General features: G+C 71.7%; 15 protein-coding genes. 8 read left to right on the top strand and 7 right to left on the bottom strand.

Going from position 1 to position 14974, the window contains the following annotated elements; all coding sequences use genetic code 11:
* Positions 1-134: 134 nt before the first annotated feature.
* From BLU42_RS10695 to BLU42_RS10670, 6 genes are all read right to left on the bottom strand, one after another.
* The gene (locus BLU42_RS10695) at positions 135-1511 is read right to left on the bottom strand and encodes a GH1 family beta-glucosidase (protein WP_091074415.1); all 1377 of its coding nucleotides are present in this window, start codon (positions 1509-1511) and stop codon (positions 135-137) included.
* Positions 1512-1565: 54 nt separating this feature from the next.
* Positions 1566-2528 carry an aldo/keto reductase gene (locus BLU42_RS10690; protein ID WP_091074414.1) on the bottom strand — a complete coding sequence of 321 codons (963 nt, stop codon included), beginning with the start codon at positions 2526-2528 and terminating at the stop codon, positions 1566-1568.
* Positions 2525-3313: a VOC family protein gene (locus tag BLU42_RS10685; protein WP_091074413.1), complete on the bottom strand. Its 789-nt coding sequence runs from the start codon at positions 3311-3313 to the stop codon at positions 2525-2527. The genes BLU42_RS10690 and BLU42_RS10685 overlap by 4 nt, the downstream gene beginning before the upstream one ends.
* Positions 3314-3398: 85 nt before the next feature.
* Positions 3399-4307: a carbohydrate ABC transporter permease gene (locus tag BLU42_RS10680; protein ID WP_091074412.1), complete on the bottom strand. Its 909-nt coding sequence runs from the start codon at positions 4305-4307 to the stop codon at positions 3399-3401.
* Positions 4304-5272, bottom strand: coding sequence for a carbohydrate ABC transporter permease (locus tag BLU42_RS10675; RefSeq protein ID WP_091074411.1), 969 nt, complete (start codon positions 5270-5272; stop codon positions 4304-4306). The genes BLU42_RS10680 and BLU42_RS10675 overlap by 4 nt, the downstream gene beginning before the upstream one ends.
* Before the next feature lie 4 nt (positions 5273-5276).
* The gene (locus BLU42_RS10670) at positions 5277-6647 is read right to left on the bottom strand and encodes an ABC transporter substrate-binding protein (protein ID WP_091074410.1); all 1371 of its coding nucleotides are present in this window, start codon (positions 6645-6647) and stop codon (positions 5277-5279) included.
* 193 nt (positions 6648-6840) lie between these two features.
* Between BLU42_RS10670 and BLU42_RS10665 the strand changes: the two genes are divergently transcribed.
* On the top strand, positions 6841-7953 hold the full coding sequence (locus BLU42_RS10665) for a Gfo/Idh/MocA family protein (protein WP_091074409.1): 1113 nt from the start codon (positions 6841-6843) through the stop codon (positions 7951-7953).
* Positions 7954-7986: 33 nt separating this feature from the next.
* On the opposite strand, the gene BLU42_RS10660 is transcribed toward BLU42_RS10665, so the two are convergent.
* Positions 7987-8898, bottom strand: a complete 912-nt coding sequence (locus BLU42_RS10660; protein WP_091080153.1) for an NAD-dependent epimerase/dehydratase family protein — start codon at positions 8896-8898, stop codon at positions 7987-7989.
* 86 nt (positions 8899-8984) lie between these two features.
* On the opposite strand from BLU42_RS10660, the gene BLU42_RS10655 reads away from it, so the two are divergent.
* The 7 genes from BLU42_RS10655 to era all read left to right on the top strand — a co-directional run bounded on the left by BLU42_RS10655 (position 8985) and on the right by era (position 14945).
* On the top strand, positions 8985-9455 hold the full coding sequence (locus BLU42_RS10655; RefSeq protein WP_231918095.1) for a DUF5709 domain-containing protein: 471 nt from the start codon (positions 8985-8987) through the stop codon (positions 9453-9455).
* Between the two features lie 7 nt (positions 9456-9462).
* Positions 9463-10491, top strand: a complete 1029-nt coding sequence (gene pip, locus BLU42_RS10650; protein WP_197680407.1) for a prolyl aminopeptidase — start codon at positions 9463-9465, stop codon at positions 10489-10491.
* Between the two features lie 361 nt (positions 10492-10852).
* Positions 10853-11791 (top strand): PhoH family protein, encoded by a 939-nt coding sequence (locus tag BLU42_RS10645; RefSeq protein WP_231918587.1) that lies wholly within the window; start codon positions 10853-10855, stop codon positions 11789-11791.
* 25 nt (positions 11792-11816) lie between these two features.
* Entirely contained in the window at positions 11817-12305 is a 489-nt protein-coding gene (gene ybeY / locus BLU42_RS10640) for an rRNA maturation RNase YbeY (RefSeq protein ID WP_091074407.1), read from the top strand.
* On the top strand, positions 12302-13627 hold the full coding sequence (locus BLU42_RS10635) for a hemolysin family protein (RefSeq protein ID WP_091074406.1): 1326 nt from the start codon (positions 12302-12304) through the stop codon (positions 13625-13627). The genes ybeY and BLU42_RS10635 overlap by 4 nt, the downstream gene beginning before the upstream one ends.
* Complete coding sequence (locus BLU42_RS10630; protein ID WP_091074405.1) at positions 13624-14004, top strand: cytidine deaminase; 381 nt, start codon at positions 13624-13626, stop codon at positions 14002-14004. The genes BLU42_RS10635 and BLU42_RS10630 overlap by 4 nt, the downstream gene beginning before the upstream one ends.
* The gene (era, locus tag BLU42_RS10625; RefSeq protein ID WP_197680797.1) at positions 13956-14945 is read left to right on the top strand and encodes a GTPase Era; all 990 of its coding nucleotides are present in this window, start codon (positions 13956-13958) and stop codon (positions 14943-14945) included. Before BLU42_RS10630 ends, era begins: the two co-directional genes overlap by 49 nt.
* The last annotated feature ends 29 nt before the right edge of the window (positions 14946-14974 follow it).

Below are 14974 nucleotides of genomic sequence, written 5' to 3'. Positions count from 1 at the left end.
GTACGCCCGGCACCCCTGGCGCTCCCTGCACCCCTTGTCGCTCCCTGCACCGGGCAGACCGGGTGCGAGGAGCCGTAAGGGGTGCGAGGAGCGGCAGGGGGTGCGAGGGCACCCGGTGTACGGGTGGTGGGAGATCAGCCCTTCGGCTGCGCGGCGAGCAGGTCACGGAACCACCACCCGCTGCGCTTCACCGTCCGCTCCTGGGTCTCGTAGTCGACGCGGACGATGCCGAAGCGGCGGCTCTCGCCGAAGGCCCACTCCCAGTTGTCGAGGAAGCTCCACGCGAAGTAGCCGCGCAGCGGCAGCCCGGCGGCGACGGCGTCGGCGCACGCCTGCGCGTGCAGCTCGAGGTAGCGGCGCCGGTCCTCGTCCTCGACCGAACCGTCCGGCGAGACCACGTCGTCGTACGCGGCACCGTTCTCGGTGATGTAGACCGGCGTGCCGGGCGAGCGCTCGGCGACCATGGCGACGACGTCGAGCAGGCCGTCGGGGTGCACCTCCCAGCCCATGAACGTCTTGTCCGCGCCCGTGTCGACGTGCACGACCCGCTCGCTGCCCGGCGTCGCGCTCGGGATCGACGGGTCGGCGAACCGCCCGTCCTCGGGCGCCGCGGCGGTGTGGCGGCTGTAGTAGTTGATCCCCACGAAGTCGAGCGGCTGGTTGATCGTCGCGAGGTCGCCGGAGCGCTCGGCGAACCACTCCTGCACGCCCGCGTCGGCCAGCACGTCGTCGGGGTACGAGCCGAGGAGCACCGGGTCGAGGAAGAAGCGGTTGCCCATGCCGTCCGTACGCCGGGCGGCCTCGGCGTCGGCCGCGGAGCCGGAGGCCGGGCGCACGGAGTAGAGGTTCAGGGTGATGCCGAGGGTCGAGTCGTGGGAGCTCGCCCGCATCTTCTGCACCGCCAGCCCGTGGCCGAGCAGCAGGTGGTGGGCGGCCTTGAGCGCGTCGCTGCCGACCTGCTTCCCGGGTGCGTGCACGCCGTTGCCGTAACCCAGCAGCGCCGAGCACCACGGCTCGTTGAGCGTGATCCAGTGCGAGACGACGTCGCCGAGCGCCTCGTGGGTCAGCGCCGCGTACTCCGCGAACGCCTGCGCGGTCTCCGGCACCAGCCAGCCGCCGCGGTCCTCCAGCGGCTGGGGGAGGTCCCAGTGGTAGAGCGTGGCCCACGGCGTGATGCCGTGCTCGTGGCAGGTCTCGGCGATGCGGCGGTAGAAGTCGAGGCTCGCCTGGTTGACCTCGCCGGTGCCCGTCGGTACCACGCGCGGCCAGGCGACGGAGAACCGGTACGCGCCGAAGCCGAGCTCGGCCATCAGTGCGATGTCGGCGGCGTAGCGGTGGTAGTGGTCGTCGGCGCGGTCGCCGTTCGTGCCGTCGGAGATGGCCCCCGGCACCCGGGCGAAGGTGTCCCAGATGCTGGGGCCGCGGCCGTCCTCGGCGACCGCGCCCTCGATCTGGTACGACGCGGTGGCCGTGCCCCAGACGAAGTCGGCGGGCAGGGCGGGGTGTGCCATGAGGTGCTCCTACGGGTGGTGCGGGTGCCCGCGGCGGGCGCCGCGGGCCGGGGGTCAGGCTCGCGGCGGTTCCAGCCAGTGCTCGGGGGCGGGACGGAGCCCCTCGAGCCCGGTGAAGAGCTCGTCGGGCAGGTCCTCCTCGAGGGAGGCGAGCAGGCTGTCCAGGCGGGCCGGGGAGCTGAGGCCGACGAGCGTGGTCGTGACCCGCGGGTCGCGCACGGAGGCCTGCAGCGCCGCCGTCGCGAGGGTCGTGCCGTGCTCCTCGCACAGCCGGGCCATGGCGTCGACCGCGGCGAGCACGGCCGGGTCGGCCTCGCGGTAGGCGTACTGCGTCGTGGTGCCCGGCTTGCCGAGGATGCCGCCGCCGTGGACCGCCGCGTTGACCAGCGGGATCCCGGCCTGCTCGGCCTGCTCGAGGAGCGCCGTGGCGCTGCGGTCGACCAGGGTCCAGCGGTTGTGGACGAGCAGCACCTCGAAGGGCCCCAGCGCCAGGTAGCGCTGCATCTCCGGCGCCGGACCGCCGGCCAGTCCGAGGTGGCCGATCTCGCCCTCCTCACGGAGCCGGACGAGGGTGTCGACGGCACCGCCCGGCGCCGACATCTGCTCGAAGTCGAAGTACTCGGGGTCGTGCAGGAAGACCATCGGCAGGGTGTCGAGCCCGAGCCGTTCCTTCGACTCGGCGACGCTCGCACGGACGCGGTCGCCGGAGTAGTCGCGGCCGCGCGCGTCGACCTTGGTCATCACCAGGAAGTCCTCGGGCAGCCCGCCGCGCAGCGCGATCGCGCCGCCGATGCGCCGCTCGCTCTCCCCGTCGCTGTAGCCGTTGGAGGTGTCGAGCACCCGGCACGGGGAGTCGAGCACGTGTGCGGCCAGCGCCACCCCGTCGTCCTGCGCGTCCTCGCGGCCGGCCTGCTTCGGGATGCTGCCGAGCGGACCGCCGCCGACGGACAGGGCGGTGACCTGGAGGCCGGTGGCGCCGAGCGGGCGGACCCAGTCCGGGCTGCTGGGGGTGGTCATGCGTCGATCCTCTCGGTGACGGCGAGCACGAGGCCGTCGGGGTCGGTCAGCCGGTCTCCCCCCGGGGCGTCCGGCAGCGCGACCGCGCCGTCCGGGCGGGGGCCGTCGAGCCCGGCGACCTCCGCGGCGGCGAAGCCGGGGACGTCCGGCTGGGGGGTGCGGCCGCGCGTGCCGGCGTCGTAGGTGAACACCTCCAGCACGGTAGGCCCTGACTTGAGGTAGCCGATGTGGAACCCCCGCGGGTCGTGCGGCTGCTCGATGGTGCCCATGAAGCCGAAGCCGAGCGGTGCGTAGAAGGCGTCGGTCGCGCCGCGGTCGGCGACGGTCACGGCGACGTGGTCGAAGCGCGGCCGGTCGGGCACCCCGAGCGCGCGCTCGGCGGCCACGAGGTCGGCGTCGAGCACCTCGACGTACTGCAGGTCGCCCTCGACGAGCTCCAGCAGGGTGCCGTCCGGGTCGTAGAAGAAGCAGATCCGCACGCCGCCCTCGGCGTCGAGGGGGTCGAGGTGGAACGGGACGCCGGCCGCCTTGAGCGCCGCCGCGCGCGGGTCGACCCGGTCGACCTTGAAGCCGACGTGACGGAAGCCGCGCCGCTGGTCGTCGGGGACCCACGTGCTCGCGGGGCCGTCGGCCGGGGTCGCCCGCAGCTCGATCCGGGCGGTGACGACGTCGAGGACGACGCGGTCGTCGCCCGACTCGACGACCTGCGCCTCGAGGTGGGTGGTGTAGAAGTCGGCGGAGCGCCGGACGTCGGTGGCGTTGATGATCACCGTGGAGATGGGCATGGCTGAGCTGCTTCCTTGATCGTCTGCGTACGGGGGGTGCTACGCGAGGGGGATGGCTGGGGGGTGCGCGGGGGGGGGTGCGGGCCTACTTCACGGCGCCCAGGGTCATGCCCGCGACGAACTGGTTCTGCATGCGGACGTAGACCAGGACCACCGGGATGATCGACAGCACCAGGCCGGCGGTGAGGGTCGGCCAGTCGGTGGAGTACTGCCCGGTGAGGGTGAAGAGGACGGGCTGCAGCGGCAGCTTGTCGGTGTCCTGCAGGACCGTGTTGGCCATCAGGAACTCGTTCCAGGTCTGCAGGAACTGGAAGATCACCACCGTCGCCACGCCCGGGCGCGCCAGCGGCAGCACGACGCGGGCGAAGATCGACAGCTCGCTGGAGCCGTCCACCCGGGCCGCCTCGATCAGCTCGTCGGGCAGCGTCGCGAAGAAGGCCCGCATCAGGAACATCGAGAACGGCGCCGAGCCGCTGATGTAGAGGACCAGCAGGCCGGCCTGGGTGTTCAGCAGGCCGAGGCTCTTGAGCTCGAGGTAGAGCGGGATGATCAACGCCGTGCCCGGCATCATCAGCGTGGTCAGCAGCAGCAGGTAGAGGGTGTTCTTGAACGGGAAGTCGAGCTTGGCGAAGGCGTAGCCGGACAGCGTCGCGAAGACCGTCACCCCGACCACGGTGGCCGCGGTGATCCAGAGGCTGTTGAAGAAGTGCAGCGGGAACTCGATCGAGGTCCACGCCGTGGCGTACGCGGTCCCGGTGAACGACTCGGGGAAGAACGGGCCCGAGAAGACCGTGTTCTGCGGCCGCAGCGAGGTGAGCAGCAGCCAGACGAACGGGAAGACCATCAGCACGCACAGCGGCAGCAGCAGGAAGGTCGCGAACGTCTTGCCGAAGGGCAGCCGGCGACGCGTCCCCGTCCGCCGCGACGTGCTGGTGGGCGTGGTCCGGGCGGCCGCGCGGGACGTCGCGCGGGCCGGGCGCAGGGTGGCGCTCATCGTTCCGACCTCCGGGTGATGGTCATCTGCACGACGACCGCGACGATGCACAGCACCATCACGAGGACGCTGAAGGCCGACGCGTAGCCGAACTGGGGGAGCGCGCCCGACGTCGAGCCGAACGCGAGGTTGTAGAGGTAGGTGCCGAAGACCTCGCTGGCGTGGTTCGGCCCGCCGCCGGTCATCACGTACATCAGGTCGAAGACCTTGAAGCCGTTGAGCAGGCCGAGGCTCACCACGATCCCGGTGACGACCCGCAGCTGGGGGACCGTGATGTTCCAGAAACGCTGGAACGGTCCGGCGCCGTCGACCTCCGCGGCCTCGTAGAGCCCGGGGCCGATGCCCTGGATGCCGGCGAAGAAGATCAGCATGTTCATGCCGACGCCGCCCCAGACGGCCACCGCGATCAGCGCAGGCAGGACGGTCCCGCGGTCGGCGAGCCAGGTGTGCTGCAGCCCCTCCAGCCCGACGGAGCCCAGGATGCGGTTGAGCGTGCCGACGTTGGGGTCGTAGATCAGCTTCCACAGCACGCCGGTCACGACGAAGGACACGATGCCGGGGACGAAGAGGATCGTGCGCACGACGATGCCGACGCTGCGCCAGACCATGTTCACCAGCACGGCGACGACCATGCCGATCACCGTCTGCAGGATCGTCGTGGCCGCGGTGAAGACGACCGTGACGAACAGGGCCCGGTGCGCGACCGGGTCGCCGAGCATGCGCGTGTAGTTGTCGGCGCCGATGAAGGTCTTGTCGCCGAAGCCCGACCAGCGCGACAGGCTGAGGTAGATCGTCTGGACGATCGGCCAGCCCACGAAGGCGAGGAACAGCGCCAGCGTGGGGAGGACGAAGAGGTAGCCCGCGAGGCGCTGCGACCGCTTGAGCCGGGACCCGAACCGCGACCCGGAGGGCGGCGGCACGGGTCCCGGAGCGACCACGGGCGGTGGGGTCGCCGTGGTGGTCATGCGGTCAGCCCCGGGCGTTGACGACCGCGGCCTGCATCTGCTTGGCCACGTCGGCCGGGGTCCCCTTGCCCTCGAAGGTCTGCACCATCGGGTCGGCGGCCGCCGTCGTGCCGTTGCCGAAGGGGATGTGCGGGCACCCCTCGCCCTCGATGAGCCAGGAGGTCATCTGCTTCATCACCGGGTTCTCGATGCGGGCGGCGGCGCTCTTGGTCGCCGGCATCGAGTTCGAGTTGTTCATGGTGGGGGAGTAGTTGGCCTCGTCGTAGAGGAACTTGAGGAAGGTGATCGCCGCGTCCTTGTTCTTGCTCGTCTCCGACACCGCGAAGCCCGCCCCGGCCTGGTTGGCGGTCCAGTGCTTGGCGCCCGCCCTGATCGCCGGGTTCTTCATGACCTTGTACTTGCTGACGAAGTCCTTGCTGGCGTTCTTGATGAAGCCCTGCGGGCTCCAGGAGCCGTTGAACAGCATCGCGGACTTCTCGGTGTAGAAGATCTGCGCGCACTGGTCGCCCGACGTGCCGGTGGCGCCCGGCTGGAAGACGCCCGCGTCGACGATGCGCTTCTGCAGCTCGAGGGCCGCCACGACCGCGGGGTCCTCCCACGTGAGGCCGTCCTGGCCCTGGTCGAGCTTGAGGAAGAAGGTCGGGTCGTCCTTGACCTGCGTGATGAGCGGCAGGAAGAAGTCCATGGCGCTGGTGCCCGGGTTGCAGCTGATCGAGACGCCGTAGGTGTCGGCGTCCTTGAACTTGGGCGCGGCGGCGATGAGGTCGTCCCAGGTCTCCAGCGACTCCGGGTCGACCTTGGCCTTGGCCATCAGGTCGGGGTTGTAGAACATGCCGAAGGTCTGCGCCATCCAGCCGATCGCGTACTGCTTGCCGTCGAGCGAGTACTCCTGGTTGGCCGACTCGAAGACGTCGCCCAGCACGTCGGACATGTCGGAGGTGATGTCGGCGGAGATGCCGCCGGTGCCGTAGGTCAGGGCCCGGGTGTGCGGGGCGAAGATCTCCGGCACGTCGCCGCCGGAGACGGCGGCCTGCAGGGCCGGCAGGTACTGGTCGGGGTTGCCGAAGAGGCGGTTCTCCACCTTGATGTTCGGGTTGGCCTGCTGGAACTTGTCGATCAGCTTGGGGAACTCGTTCTCCTGCTCGCCGTACCAGCTCCAGAGCCGGACGGTCGCCGGGTTGCCGCCGGCGTTCTGGCCGCCGCTGCTGCCCGAGGAGGCGTCGCTGCCGCACGCGGCGAGGAAGGACCCGGCGCCGATCGCCGCCGCCCCGCCGAGGGCCGCGCGCAGGAAGGTCCGGCGCTGGAAGGGGCTGCCCGCCCCGGGGTCGGTGCCGGCGGTGCTGTCGGGCTGCGCAGGCGTGGTCGGGTCGCTCATGGCGGGATCTCCTCGTCGAGACAGGGCGTGCAGGTGGGGGCGCCGGGCACGAGCAGGACCGCTCGCCGGCTATCCTTCTAACTCACTGTAAGAAGGTTTATCAGACCCGGTCGATGAAGTGAAGAGCCAGGGTCGATCCTGTCCGGACAGGCTCGGCCCGATCGCGGCGTGGGCCAGGGACACGAGGAGCGCGATGACCGGACCGTCAGCCAGCACCACGAGCGAGCCGCGTACGCCGGTCCGCTTCGCCCTGATCGGCACCGGGTGGCGCTCGGAGTTCTTCGCGCGGCTCGCCCGGCAGGCGCCCGACGCCTTCACGGTCACCGGGGTGCTGAGCCGGCGCCCCGACCGGGCCGCCGAGGTCGCGCGCGCCTGGGGCGTGCCGACGGCCGGCTCGGAGGAGGAGCTGCTCGCCGCCGGGCCGGACTTCGTCGTGCCCTGCGTGCCGTGGGGCGAGATGGGTCCGACCACGCGCCGGCTCGCCGAGGCCGGCGTCCGGGTGCTCGCCGAGACCCCGCCTGCCGCCGACCTCGAGGGGCTCCGCGCGCTGTGGGACGCGGTGGGCGGCACCGGTTTGGTGCAGGTGGCCGAGCAGTACCTGCTGATGCCGCAGCACGCGGCGCGGATGGCCGCGGTGCGCGAGGGCGTGATCGGCGACGTCACGTCGGTCCAGGTGAGCTCCACGCACCTCTACCACGCGGTCTCGATGATCCGGGGCTTCCTCGGCGTCGGCCGCGGTCCGGTCGAGGTGCGTGCGCAGTCGTTCACCAGCCCGCTGGCCAACCCGCTCAGCCCCGCCGGCTGGTCGGGCTCCGACGAGCCGGAGGACCTCGAGACCGTGCTGGCCACGCTCGACTTCGGCGGGCAGCGCACGGGGCTCTACGACTTCACCGACAACCAGTGGTGGAACCCGCTGCGTGCCCGGCGGATCGTCGTGCGCGGCACCCGCGGCGAGATCGTCGACGAGAAGGTGACCCGCCTCGTCGACGCGTTCACCCCCGTGACGTCCTCGCTCGTCCGCCGCCAGGCGGGCATCGACCTTGACCTCGAGGGCGTCGACCTGCAGCACGTGAGCCTCGACGGCCGCGTGCTCTGGCGCAACCCCTTCCGCGGATCGCGCATGTCGGAGGACGACCTCGCGGTCGCGATGCTGCTCGCCGCCACGGGGGCGTGGGCGCGCGGCGAGGGGCCCGCGCCCTACCCGCTCGAGGAGGCCTGCGAGGACCACCAGGTCTCGCTGGCGATCCTCGAGTCGGCCCGGACCGGGTCCCCGGTCACGACGACCCGGGAGGCGTGGTCCAGCTGAGGCTGGAGGGGTCGCCGGTCGGGCCCGCGGACCTCAGGCGCGGGGGGCGGCGAGGACGTCGCGCCAGGAGTGCTCGGGCTCGTAGCCGAGCAGACGACGGGCCTTGTCGATGGAGTAGAACGTCTCGTCGCGGCCCATCTCCTTGCGCACCTCGACGCCGGCGTAGAAGCGCTCGATGACCTCCTGCGCGGTCGCGGCGACCGACAGGTCGGCGTTGGCCACGTTGAAGACCTCGAACCCCAGGCCGTCGGTCTCGAGCGCGCGCAGGGTCAGCTGCCCGAGGTCGCGGGTGTCGATGTAGGCGAAGATGTTGCGCCGCCGCAGCGACGGGTCCTCGAGGAAGGGCGGGAACATCTGCTCGTACTCGTGCGGCTCGACGACGTTGTTGATCCGCAGGCCGTAGATGTCGGCGCCGGTGCGGGCGTGGAACGAGCGGGCCGTCACCTCGCCGGCGACCTTGCTCATCGCGTAGCTGTCCTCGGGCACGACGGGGTGCTCCTCGTCGACCGGGACGTAGAGCGGCTTGCGCTCGCCCTGGGCGAAGCAGATGCCGTACGTCGTCTCAGAGGAGGCGAAGACGATCTTGCGGATGCCGGCTCGGGTGGCGGCCTCGAGGACGTTGTAGGTCGCCAGGACGTTGGTCGCGTACGTCTTCTGGTCGCTGACCAGCATCGGCCGCGGGACGGCGGCGTAGTGCACCACGGCGTCGTAGGCCGAGCCGTGGGTCAGGTCGAGGTCGGCGTCCTCGAGGTCGGCCTGCGTCGGCACCGCCGTCAGCGCGGAGTACGTGTCGCCGGCGTCGGTGAGGTCGACGCGCAGGTCGGTGACGTCGGGGTGGCCGAGGGGGGTGAGGTCGGCGTTGGTGACCTGGTGCCCCTGGGCGGCGAGGAAGGGAGCCACGTGGTGCCCGGCCTTGCCGCTGCCGCCGGTGAAGAAGATGCGCATCACCCCAGCCAACCAGGCTCGCCGGCTCGAGCCTCGGGCCGTCCGTGCGCGGAGCGGGGAGCGGGGCTCATGGCAGGCTGGGGCGCATGACCAGCACCAACCCGGAGCCGATGAGCGACCCGGCCGACGTCCAGCCGTACGAGCAGACGCCTGACGGCACCGACCAGATGGACCAGGACCTCATCCAGCCCGAGGAGACCCTCGAGGACCGCGGCGTCGCCGACGCCCTGGACGAGGGCTACTCGCCGCCGGAGAAGCCGTCCGTCCTGCTGCGCGAGGGCGAGCACGACACGCTCGACGAGCGGCTGTCGGAGGAGATCCCCGAGCCCGATCCCTACGCCGAGGACGACGTCGACGAGGAGGACAACCTCACCGTGCGCGCCGACGAGGAGAACCTCGACGACGGCGAGGTCGGTGACCTCCGCGCCGGGCGTCTGGTCGACCCCAACGAGGGCATCGGCCTCGACACCGACTCCGACCTGATCGGCGAGGACGTCGGCATCGACGGCGGCGCGGCCAGCGCCGAGGAGGCCGCCGTCCACGTCGTCCCCGAGTGAGCGCTGAGTGAGCGCTCTGCAGACGCAGGGGCAGGGCCCGCTCCACCCGCCGGTCGAGCCGTACGCGTCGGGCCACCTCGACGTCGGCGACGGCCAGCGGGTGTGGTGGGAGGAGTGCGGCAACCCCCAGGGCAAGCCCGTCGTGTTCCTGCACGGCGGGCCCGGCGGGGGCGTCTCGCCCGGCGTGCGGCGGCTCTTCGACCCCGAGCGCTACCGCGTGGTGCTGTTCGACCAGCGCGGCTGCGGTCGCAGCGAACCGCACGCCAGCACCGAGGCGTACGACCCCGCGCTCAACACCACCTGGCACCTCGTCGACGACATCGAGCGGCTGCGCGAGGCCCGGGGGATCGAGCGCTGGCAGGTGTTCGGCGGCTCGTGGGGCAGCGCGCTGGCGCTGGCGTACGCCGAGACGCACCCCGAGCGGGTGACCGAGCTGGTGCTGCGCGGCATCTTCACGCTGCGCCGCAGCGAGCTCGACTTCTTCTACGGCGGCGGTGCGGGCCAGCTGGTGCCCGACCTGTACGCCGGCTACCTCGCCCCGCTCCTGGAGCGCGGCCTGGTGTCGCTCTCGCCGGGCGGGACGGTGGTGGGCGACCCCATCGCGGCGTACCACGAGCTGCTCTTCGACCCCGACCCCGCGGTGCACGGGCCGGCCGCGGTGGCCTGGGCGTCGTACGAGGCGGCCGCGATCACGCTCGTGCCCGACCCCGAGCTGGTGGCGCAGTTCGCCGACCCGGCGTACGCGCTGGCCTTCGCGCGGATCGAGAACGACTACTTCGTCCACGACGGGTGGTTCTCGACCACGGCCGAGGGCGAGGGCCAGCTGATCGCGGACGCCGGTCGGCTCGCCGACATCCCGGGCGTGATCGTCCAGGGGCGCTACGACCTCTGCACGCCGGCGGTCACAGCCTTTGACCTGCACCGCGCCTGGCCGCAGGCCGAGCTCGTCGTGGCCCCGCACGCCGGCCACGCCTGGACCGAGCCCGAGATCACGGCGGCCCTGGTGGCGGCGGCGGACAGGTTCGCCGACCGCTAGCCAGACCCACGGCGAACTTCTCGCCCTCTGAGCACCGCAGCGGTGCTCAGAGGGCGAAAAGTTGATCCGAGTCGTGCTTCAGCCGTGCTGGGGTCGCGCGTCCGCGGCGGCTGACCGGCTTTCTCCCTGTGCCGCGCTGGCCGGACTCACTAGAATGAGCAGGTCAAGTGCCACGACGGCACGCAGCACCCAGGTGAGGACCCTCCTGAGCAGGTCAGAGATGAGCAGGCCCGAGCGCGCAGCCCGGACGAGCACCCCCAAGATCCGTGGCGACCGCACGCCGCGGCCGCTCGACGTCGAACCCGTCGCCGACAGCGGCCTGGAGGAGCTCCGCCGCGTCACCGTCCCGGTCTCGATCGAGATGGTCAACCTGCTCGGCCCCCGAGACGAGTTCCTCCGGATCCTCGAGCGCGACCTCAGCGCCGGCGTGCACGTGCGCGGCAACGAGATCACCCTGTCCGGCCCGCCGGTCGCCGTCGACCTCGCCGTCGACGTCATCACCGAGCTGGTCACGGTGCTCCGCACCGGCCAGGGCCTCACCGGCGACGGCGTCGAGCGGATCGTGTCGATGCTCGCCGAGCGCGAGGACGCCCGCCCCGCCGACGTGCTGACGCACAACATCCTGTCGACGCGCGGCAAGACGATCCGGCCCAAGACGCTGAACCAGAAGCGCTACGTCGACGCGATCGACAAGCACACGGTCGTCTTCGGCATCGGCCCCGCCGGCACCGGCAAGACCTACCTCGCGGTGGCCAAGGCCGTGCAGGCGCTGCAGGCCAAGGAGGTCAACCGGATCATCCTGACCCGGCCGGCCGTCGAGGCCGGCGAGCACCTGGGCTTCCTGCCCGGCACGCTGAACGACAAGATCGACCCGTACGTGCGCCCGCTCTACGACGCGCTGCACGACATGCTCGACCCCGACACCATCCCGCGCCTGCTGACCGCCGGGACGATCGAGGTCGCGCCGCTGGCCTACATGCGCGGCCGCACGCTCAACGACGCCTTCATCATCCTCGACGAGGCGCAGAACACCTCGATCGAGCAGATGAAGATGTTCCTGACCCGCCTCGGCTTCGGCTCGCGGATGGTCGTCACGGGCGACGTGACGCAGGTCGACCTGCCGAACGGCTCGACCAGCGGCCTGCGCCAGGCCGAGCGCGTGCTCGGCGAGGTCGAGGACCTGGCCTTCTGCCACCTGACCGCGCACGACGTCGTGCGGCACAAGCTGGTGGGTCGCATCGTCGCGGCGTACGAGCGCCACGACGCGGCCCAGCCGCCGCCCACCGCCACGCGCCACTAGCGCGACGAGAGCTGCAGGTAGATCAGTGACAGTCGACATCAACAACGAGTCCGGTCTGGAGGCCGACAGTACGGGCCTGGTCCGGCTCGCGACCTTCGCGCTGGACCAGCTGCGCATCCACCCCCAGGCCGAGCTGTCGATCCTGCTCGTCGACGAGGCGACCATGAGCGCCTACCACGAGAAGTACATGGGCGAGCCGGGGCCGACGGACGTCCTCAGCTTTCCGATGGACGAGCTCCGCCCGCCCGACGACGACGAGGACGAGACCCCGCTGGGGATGCTCGGCGACATCGTGCTCTGCCCGGCCGTCACCGACGCCCAGGCGCGCGAGCACGGCCGGACCGCGCAGCAGGAGGCCGAGTACCTGCTGGTGCACGGGCTGCTGCACCTGCTCGGCTACGACCACGCCGACGAGGCGGAGAAGGCCGAGATGTTCGGCCTGAAGGACGAGGTCCTCGCCGCCTGGGACCGCGAACGGCCGGACCGGCCCGAGCGGACGGTCGCGGCGCGATGACCAGCCACGACTGGGGCCAGCTCGCGGTCGCCCTGGTGCTGGTCGTCCTCGCCGCCCTCCTGGCGGCGTCGGAGGCTGCGCTCAGCTCGATCTCCAAGGCCCGCGCCGACCGGCTCTGCGAGGAGGGCCGCCCCGGGGCGGCCCGGCTGCGCAAGCTCGCCGACGACCCGCCCGCCTACCTGAACACCGCGCTGTTCGTCCGGACGGTCCTCGAGATCTCGGCGACCGTGCTGGTGGCGATCGTGGTGTTCACCAACATCAGCGTCACCTGGGAGGCCGGTCTCATCGCGGCCGGGTCGATGATCGTCATCTCGTTCGTCTTCTGGGGTGTCGCGCCCCGCACGCTCGGCCGCCAGCACGCGGACTCGGTGTCGCTGGCCGCGGCCGGGCCGCTGCGGCTGCTCACGACCGTGCTCGGCCCGCTGCCGCGGCTGCTGATCATGATCGGCAACGCGCTCACGCCGGGCAAGGGCTTCGTCGACGGGCCCTTCTCGACCGAGGCCGAGCTGCGCGAGCTGGTCGACCTGGCCGAGACGAGCGCGGTCATCGACTCCGGCGAGCGCCGGATGATCCACTCCGTCTTCGACCTCGGCAACACGATCGTGCGCGAGGTCATGGTGCCGCGCACCGACATGGTCTTCGTCGAGGAGCACAAGACCCTGCGCCAGGCGGTCTCGCTGTGCCTGCGCTCCGGCTTCAGCCGCATCCCGGTCATCCGCGACGGGCTCGACGACGTCGTCGGGATCCTCTACCTCAAGGACGTCATCAAGCGGACCTACGACGCCCCGGACGCCCAGTCCAAGGAGCGCGTCGGGTCGATGATGCGGCCCGTTTCCTGGTGCCCGGACTCCAAGCCCGTCGACGAGCTGCTGAAGGAGATGCAGCTCAAGCGGGTGCACCTCGTGGTCGTCGTCGACGAGTTCGGCGGCACCGCGGGGATGGCGACCATCGAGGACATCCTCGAGGAGATCGTCGGGGAGATCACCGACGAGTACGACGAGGAGCCCACCGACGTCACGCCGCTCGGCGAGGACAGCTACCGGATCTCCTCGCGGCTCCCGCTCGACGAGCTCGGCGAGCTCTACGGGCTCGAGCTCGACGACGAGGACGTCGAGACCGTCGGCGGCCTGATGGCCAAGCAGCTGAACAAGGTGCCGATCCCCGGCTCGGTGGTCGAGCACGCCGGCCTCGAGCTGGTGGCCGAGCGCTCGACCGGGCGCCGCAACCGCATCGGTACGGTGCTGGTCACCCGGCAGAAGGACCCCGAGGCCGACCCGGCCGCCGAGGTCGAGACCGAGACGCGCGAGGAGTCGATGGCGTGAGCGCCGACAGCACCACCCCAGGGGCCGAGGCGCCCTCCGACCCGGAGGACATCAAGATCATCATCCTCGCCCGCAGCGCGCTGGCCCGCACGTCGGCCGCGCAGGGCGCCTGCGTCCGCGACACCGACGGCCGCACGTACGCCGCCACGAGCGTCGCGCTCGCGCACCTGTCCCTGTCCGCCGTGGCGGTGGCGGTCGCGATGGCCGTCTCCTCCGGCGCGGAGGGGATCGAGGCCGTGGCCCTGTCGACGGCGGACGAGCCCGACCCGTACGCCCTGGACACCGACCTCGACGTGGTCCGCGACCTCGCCGGCGAGGGCGTGGCCCTCTGGGCCGTCGACCCCCGCGGCGTCGTCCGCGGCCGGGTGCTCACGTGACCGCCGAGCCCCGCGAGATCCCTGCGGGGCACCGCTCCGGCTTCGCCTGCTTCGTCGGCCGCCCCAACGCGGGCAAGTCGACGCTGACCAACGCGCTCGTCGGCAGCAAGGTCGCCATCGCGTCGGCCAAGCCGCAGACCACGCGCCACGCGATCCGGGGCATCGTCAACCGCCCCGACGCCCAGCTCGTGCTGATCGACACCCCCGGGCTGCACCGGCCGCGGACGCTGCTGGGCGAGCGGCTGAACGACCTCGTCCGCGGCACGTGGACCGAGGTCGACGTGGTCGGCGTCTGCCTGCCGGCCGACCAACGGATCGGGCCCGGCGACACCTACCTCGTGGGCGAGCTGGCCAAGCTCCCGCGGACGCCGCCGCTCGTCGCCGTCGCGACCAAGTCCGACCTCGTCGGCCCGACCCGGATGGCCGAGCACCTGATGGCCATCCAGGCGCTCGAGGAGAAGCTGGGCATCACCTGGACCGACATCGTCCCGGTCTCGTCGGTGACCGACGACCAGCTCGACGTCCTCGCCGGAACCCTCGTCGACCGGCTGCCCGAGGGCCCGCCGCTCTACCCCGAGGGCGTGATCACCGACGAGCCCGAGGAGACCCTGGTCGCCGAGCTGATCCGCGAGTCCGTCCTCGAGGACGTGCGCGACGAGCTCCCGCACTCGATCACCGTCGCGGTCGAGGAGATGGGCCTGCGCGAGGGGCGCCCGGAGGACCGGCCGCTGCTCGACGTCTTCGCCTCGCTGATCGTCGAGCGCGACTCGCAGAAGGGCATCATCATCGGGCACCGCGGGGAGCGCCTGCGCGCCCTCGGCGAGAAGTCGCGCCGCCAGATCGAGGCCCTCCTCGGCACCCCCGTCTACCTCGATCTGCGCGTCAAGGTCCTCAAGGAGTGGCAGCGCAACCCCAAGCACCTCAACCGCCTGGGATTCTGACGCCTCCTGCCGTCTGCGGGTGAGTTCGT

The organism is Microlunatus sagamiharensis, assembly GCF_900105785.1.
Classification (GTDB): Bacteria; Actinomycetota; Actinomycetes; order Propionibacteriales; family Propionibacteriaceae; genus Microlunatus; species Microlunatus sagamiharensis.
This window is presented reverse-complemented; position numbering and strand designations above follow the sequence as displayed.

Coding starts and splice junctions, on each gene's coding strand:
- BLU42_RS10690 (WP_091074414.1), bottom strand. CDS start 2,528: ATGACCACCCCCAGCAGCCCGGACTGGGTCCGCCCGCTCGGCGCCACC.
- BLU42_RS10695 (WP_091074415.1), bottom strand. CDS start 1,511: ATGGCACACCCCGCCCTGCCCGCCGACTTCGTCTGGGGCACGGCCACC.
- BLU42_RS10635 (WP_091074406.1), top strand. CDS start 12,302: ATGACCAGCCACGACTGGGGCCAGCTCGCGGTCGCCCTGGTGCTGGTC.
- BLU42_RS10665 (WP_091074409.1), top strand. CDS start 6,841: ATGACCGGACCGTCAGCCAGCACCACGAGCGAGCCGCGTACGCCGGTC.
- BLU42_RS10675 (WP_091074411.1), bottom strand. CDS start 5,272: ATGACCACCACGGCGACCCCACCGCCCGTGGTCGCTCCGGGACCCGTG.
- BLU42_RS10680 (WP_091074412.1), bottom strand. CDS start 4,307: ATGAGCGCCACCCTGCGCCCGGCCCGCGCGACGTCCCGCGCGGCCGCC.
- BLU42_RS10685 (WP_091074413.1), bottom strand. CDS start 3,313: ATGCCCATCTCCACGGTGATCATCAACGCCACCGACGTCCGGCGCTCC.
- BLU42_RS10670 (WP_091074410.1), bottom strand. CDS start 6,647: ATGAGCGACCCGACCACGCCTGCGCAGCCCGACAGCACCGCCGGCACC.
- BLU42_RS10660 (WP_091080153.1), bottom strand. CDS start 8,898: ATGCGCATCTTCTTCACCGGCGGCAGCGGCAAGGCCGGGCACCACGTG.
- BLU42_RS10655 (WP_231918095.1), top strand. CDS start 8,985: ATGACCAGCACCAACCCGGAGCCGATGAGCGACCCGGCCGACGTCCAG.
- BLU42_RS10645 (WP_231918587.1), top strand. CDS start 10,853: ATGGTCAACCTGCTCGGCCCCCGAGACGAGTTCCTCCGGATCCTCGAG.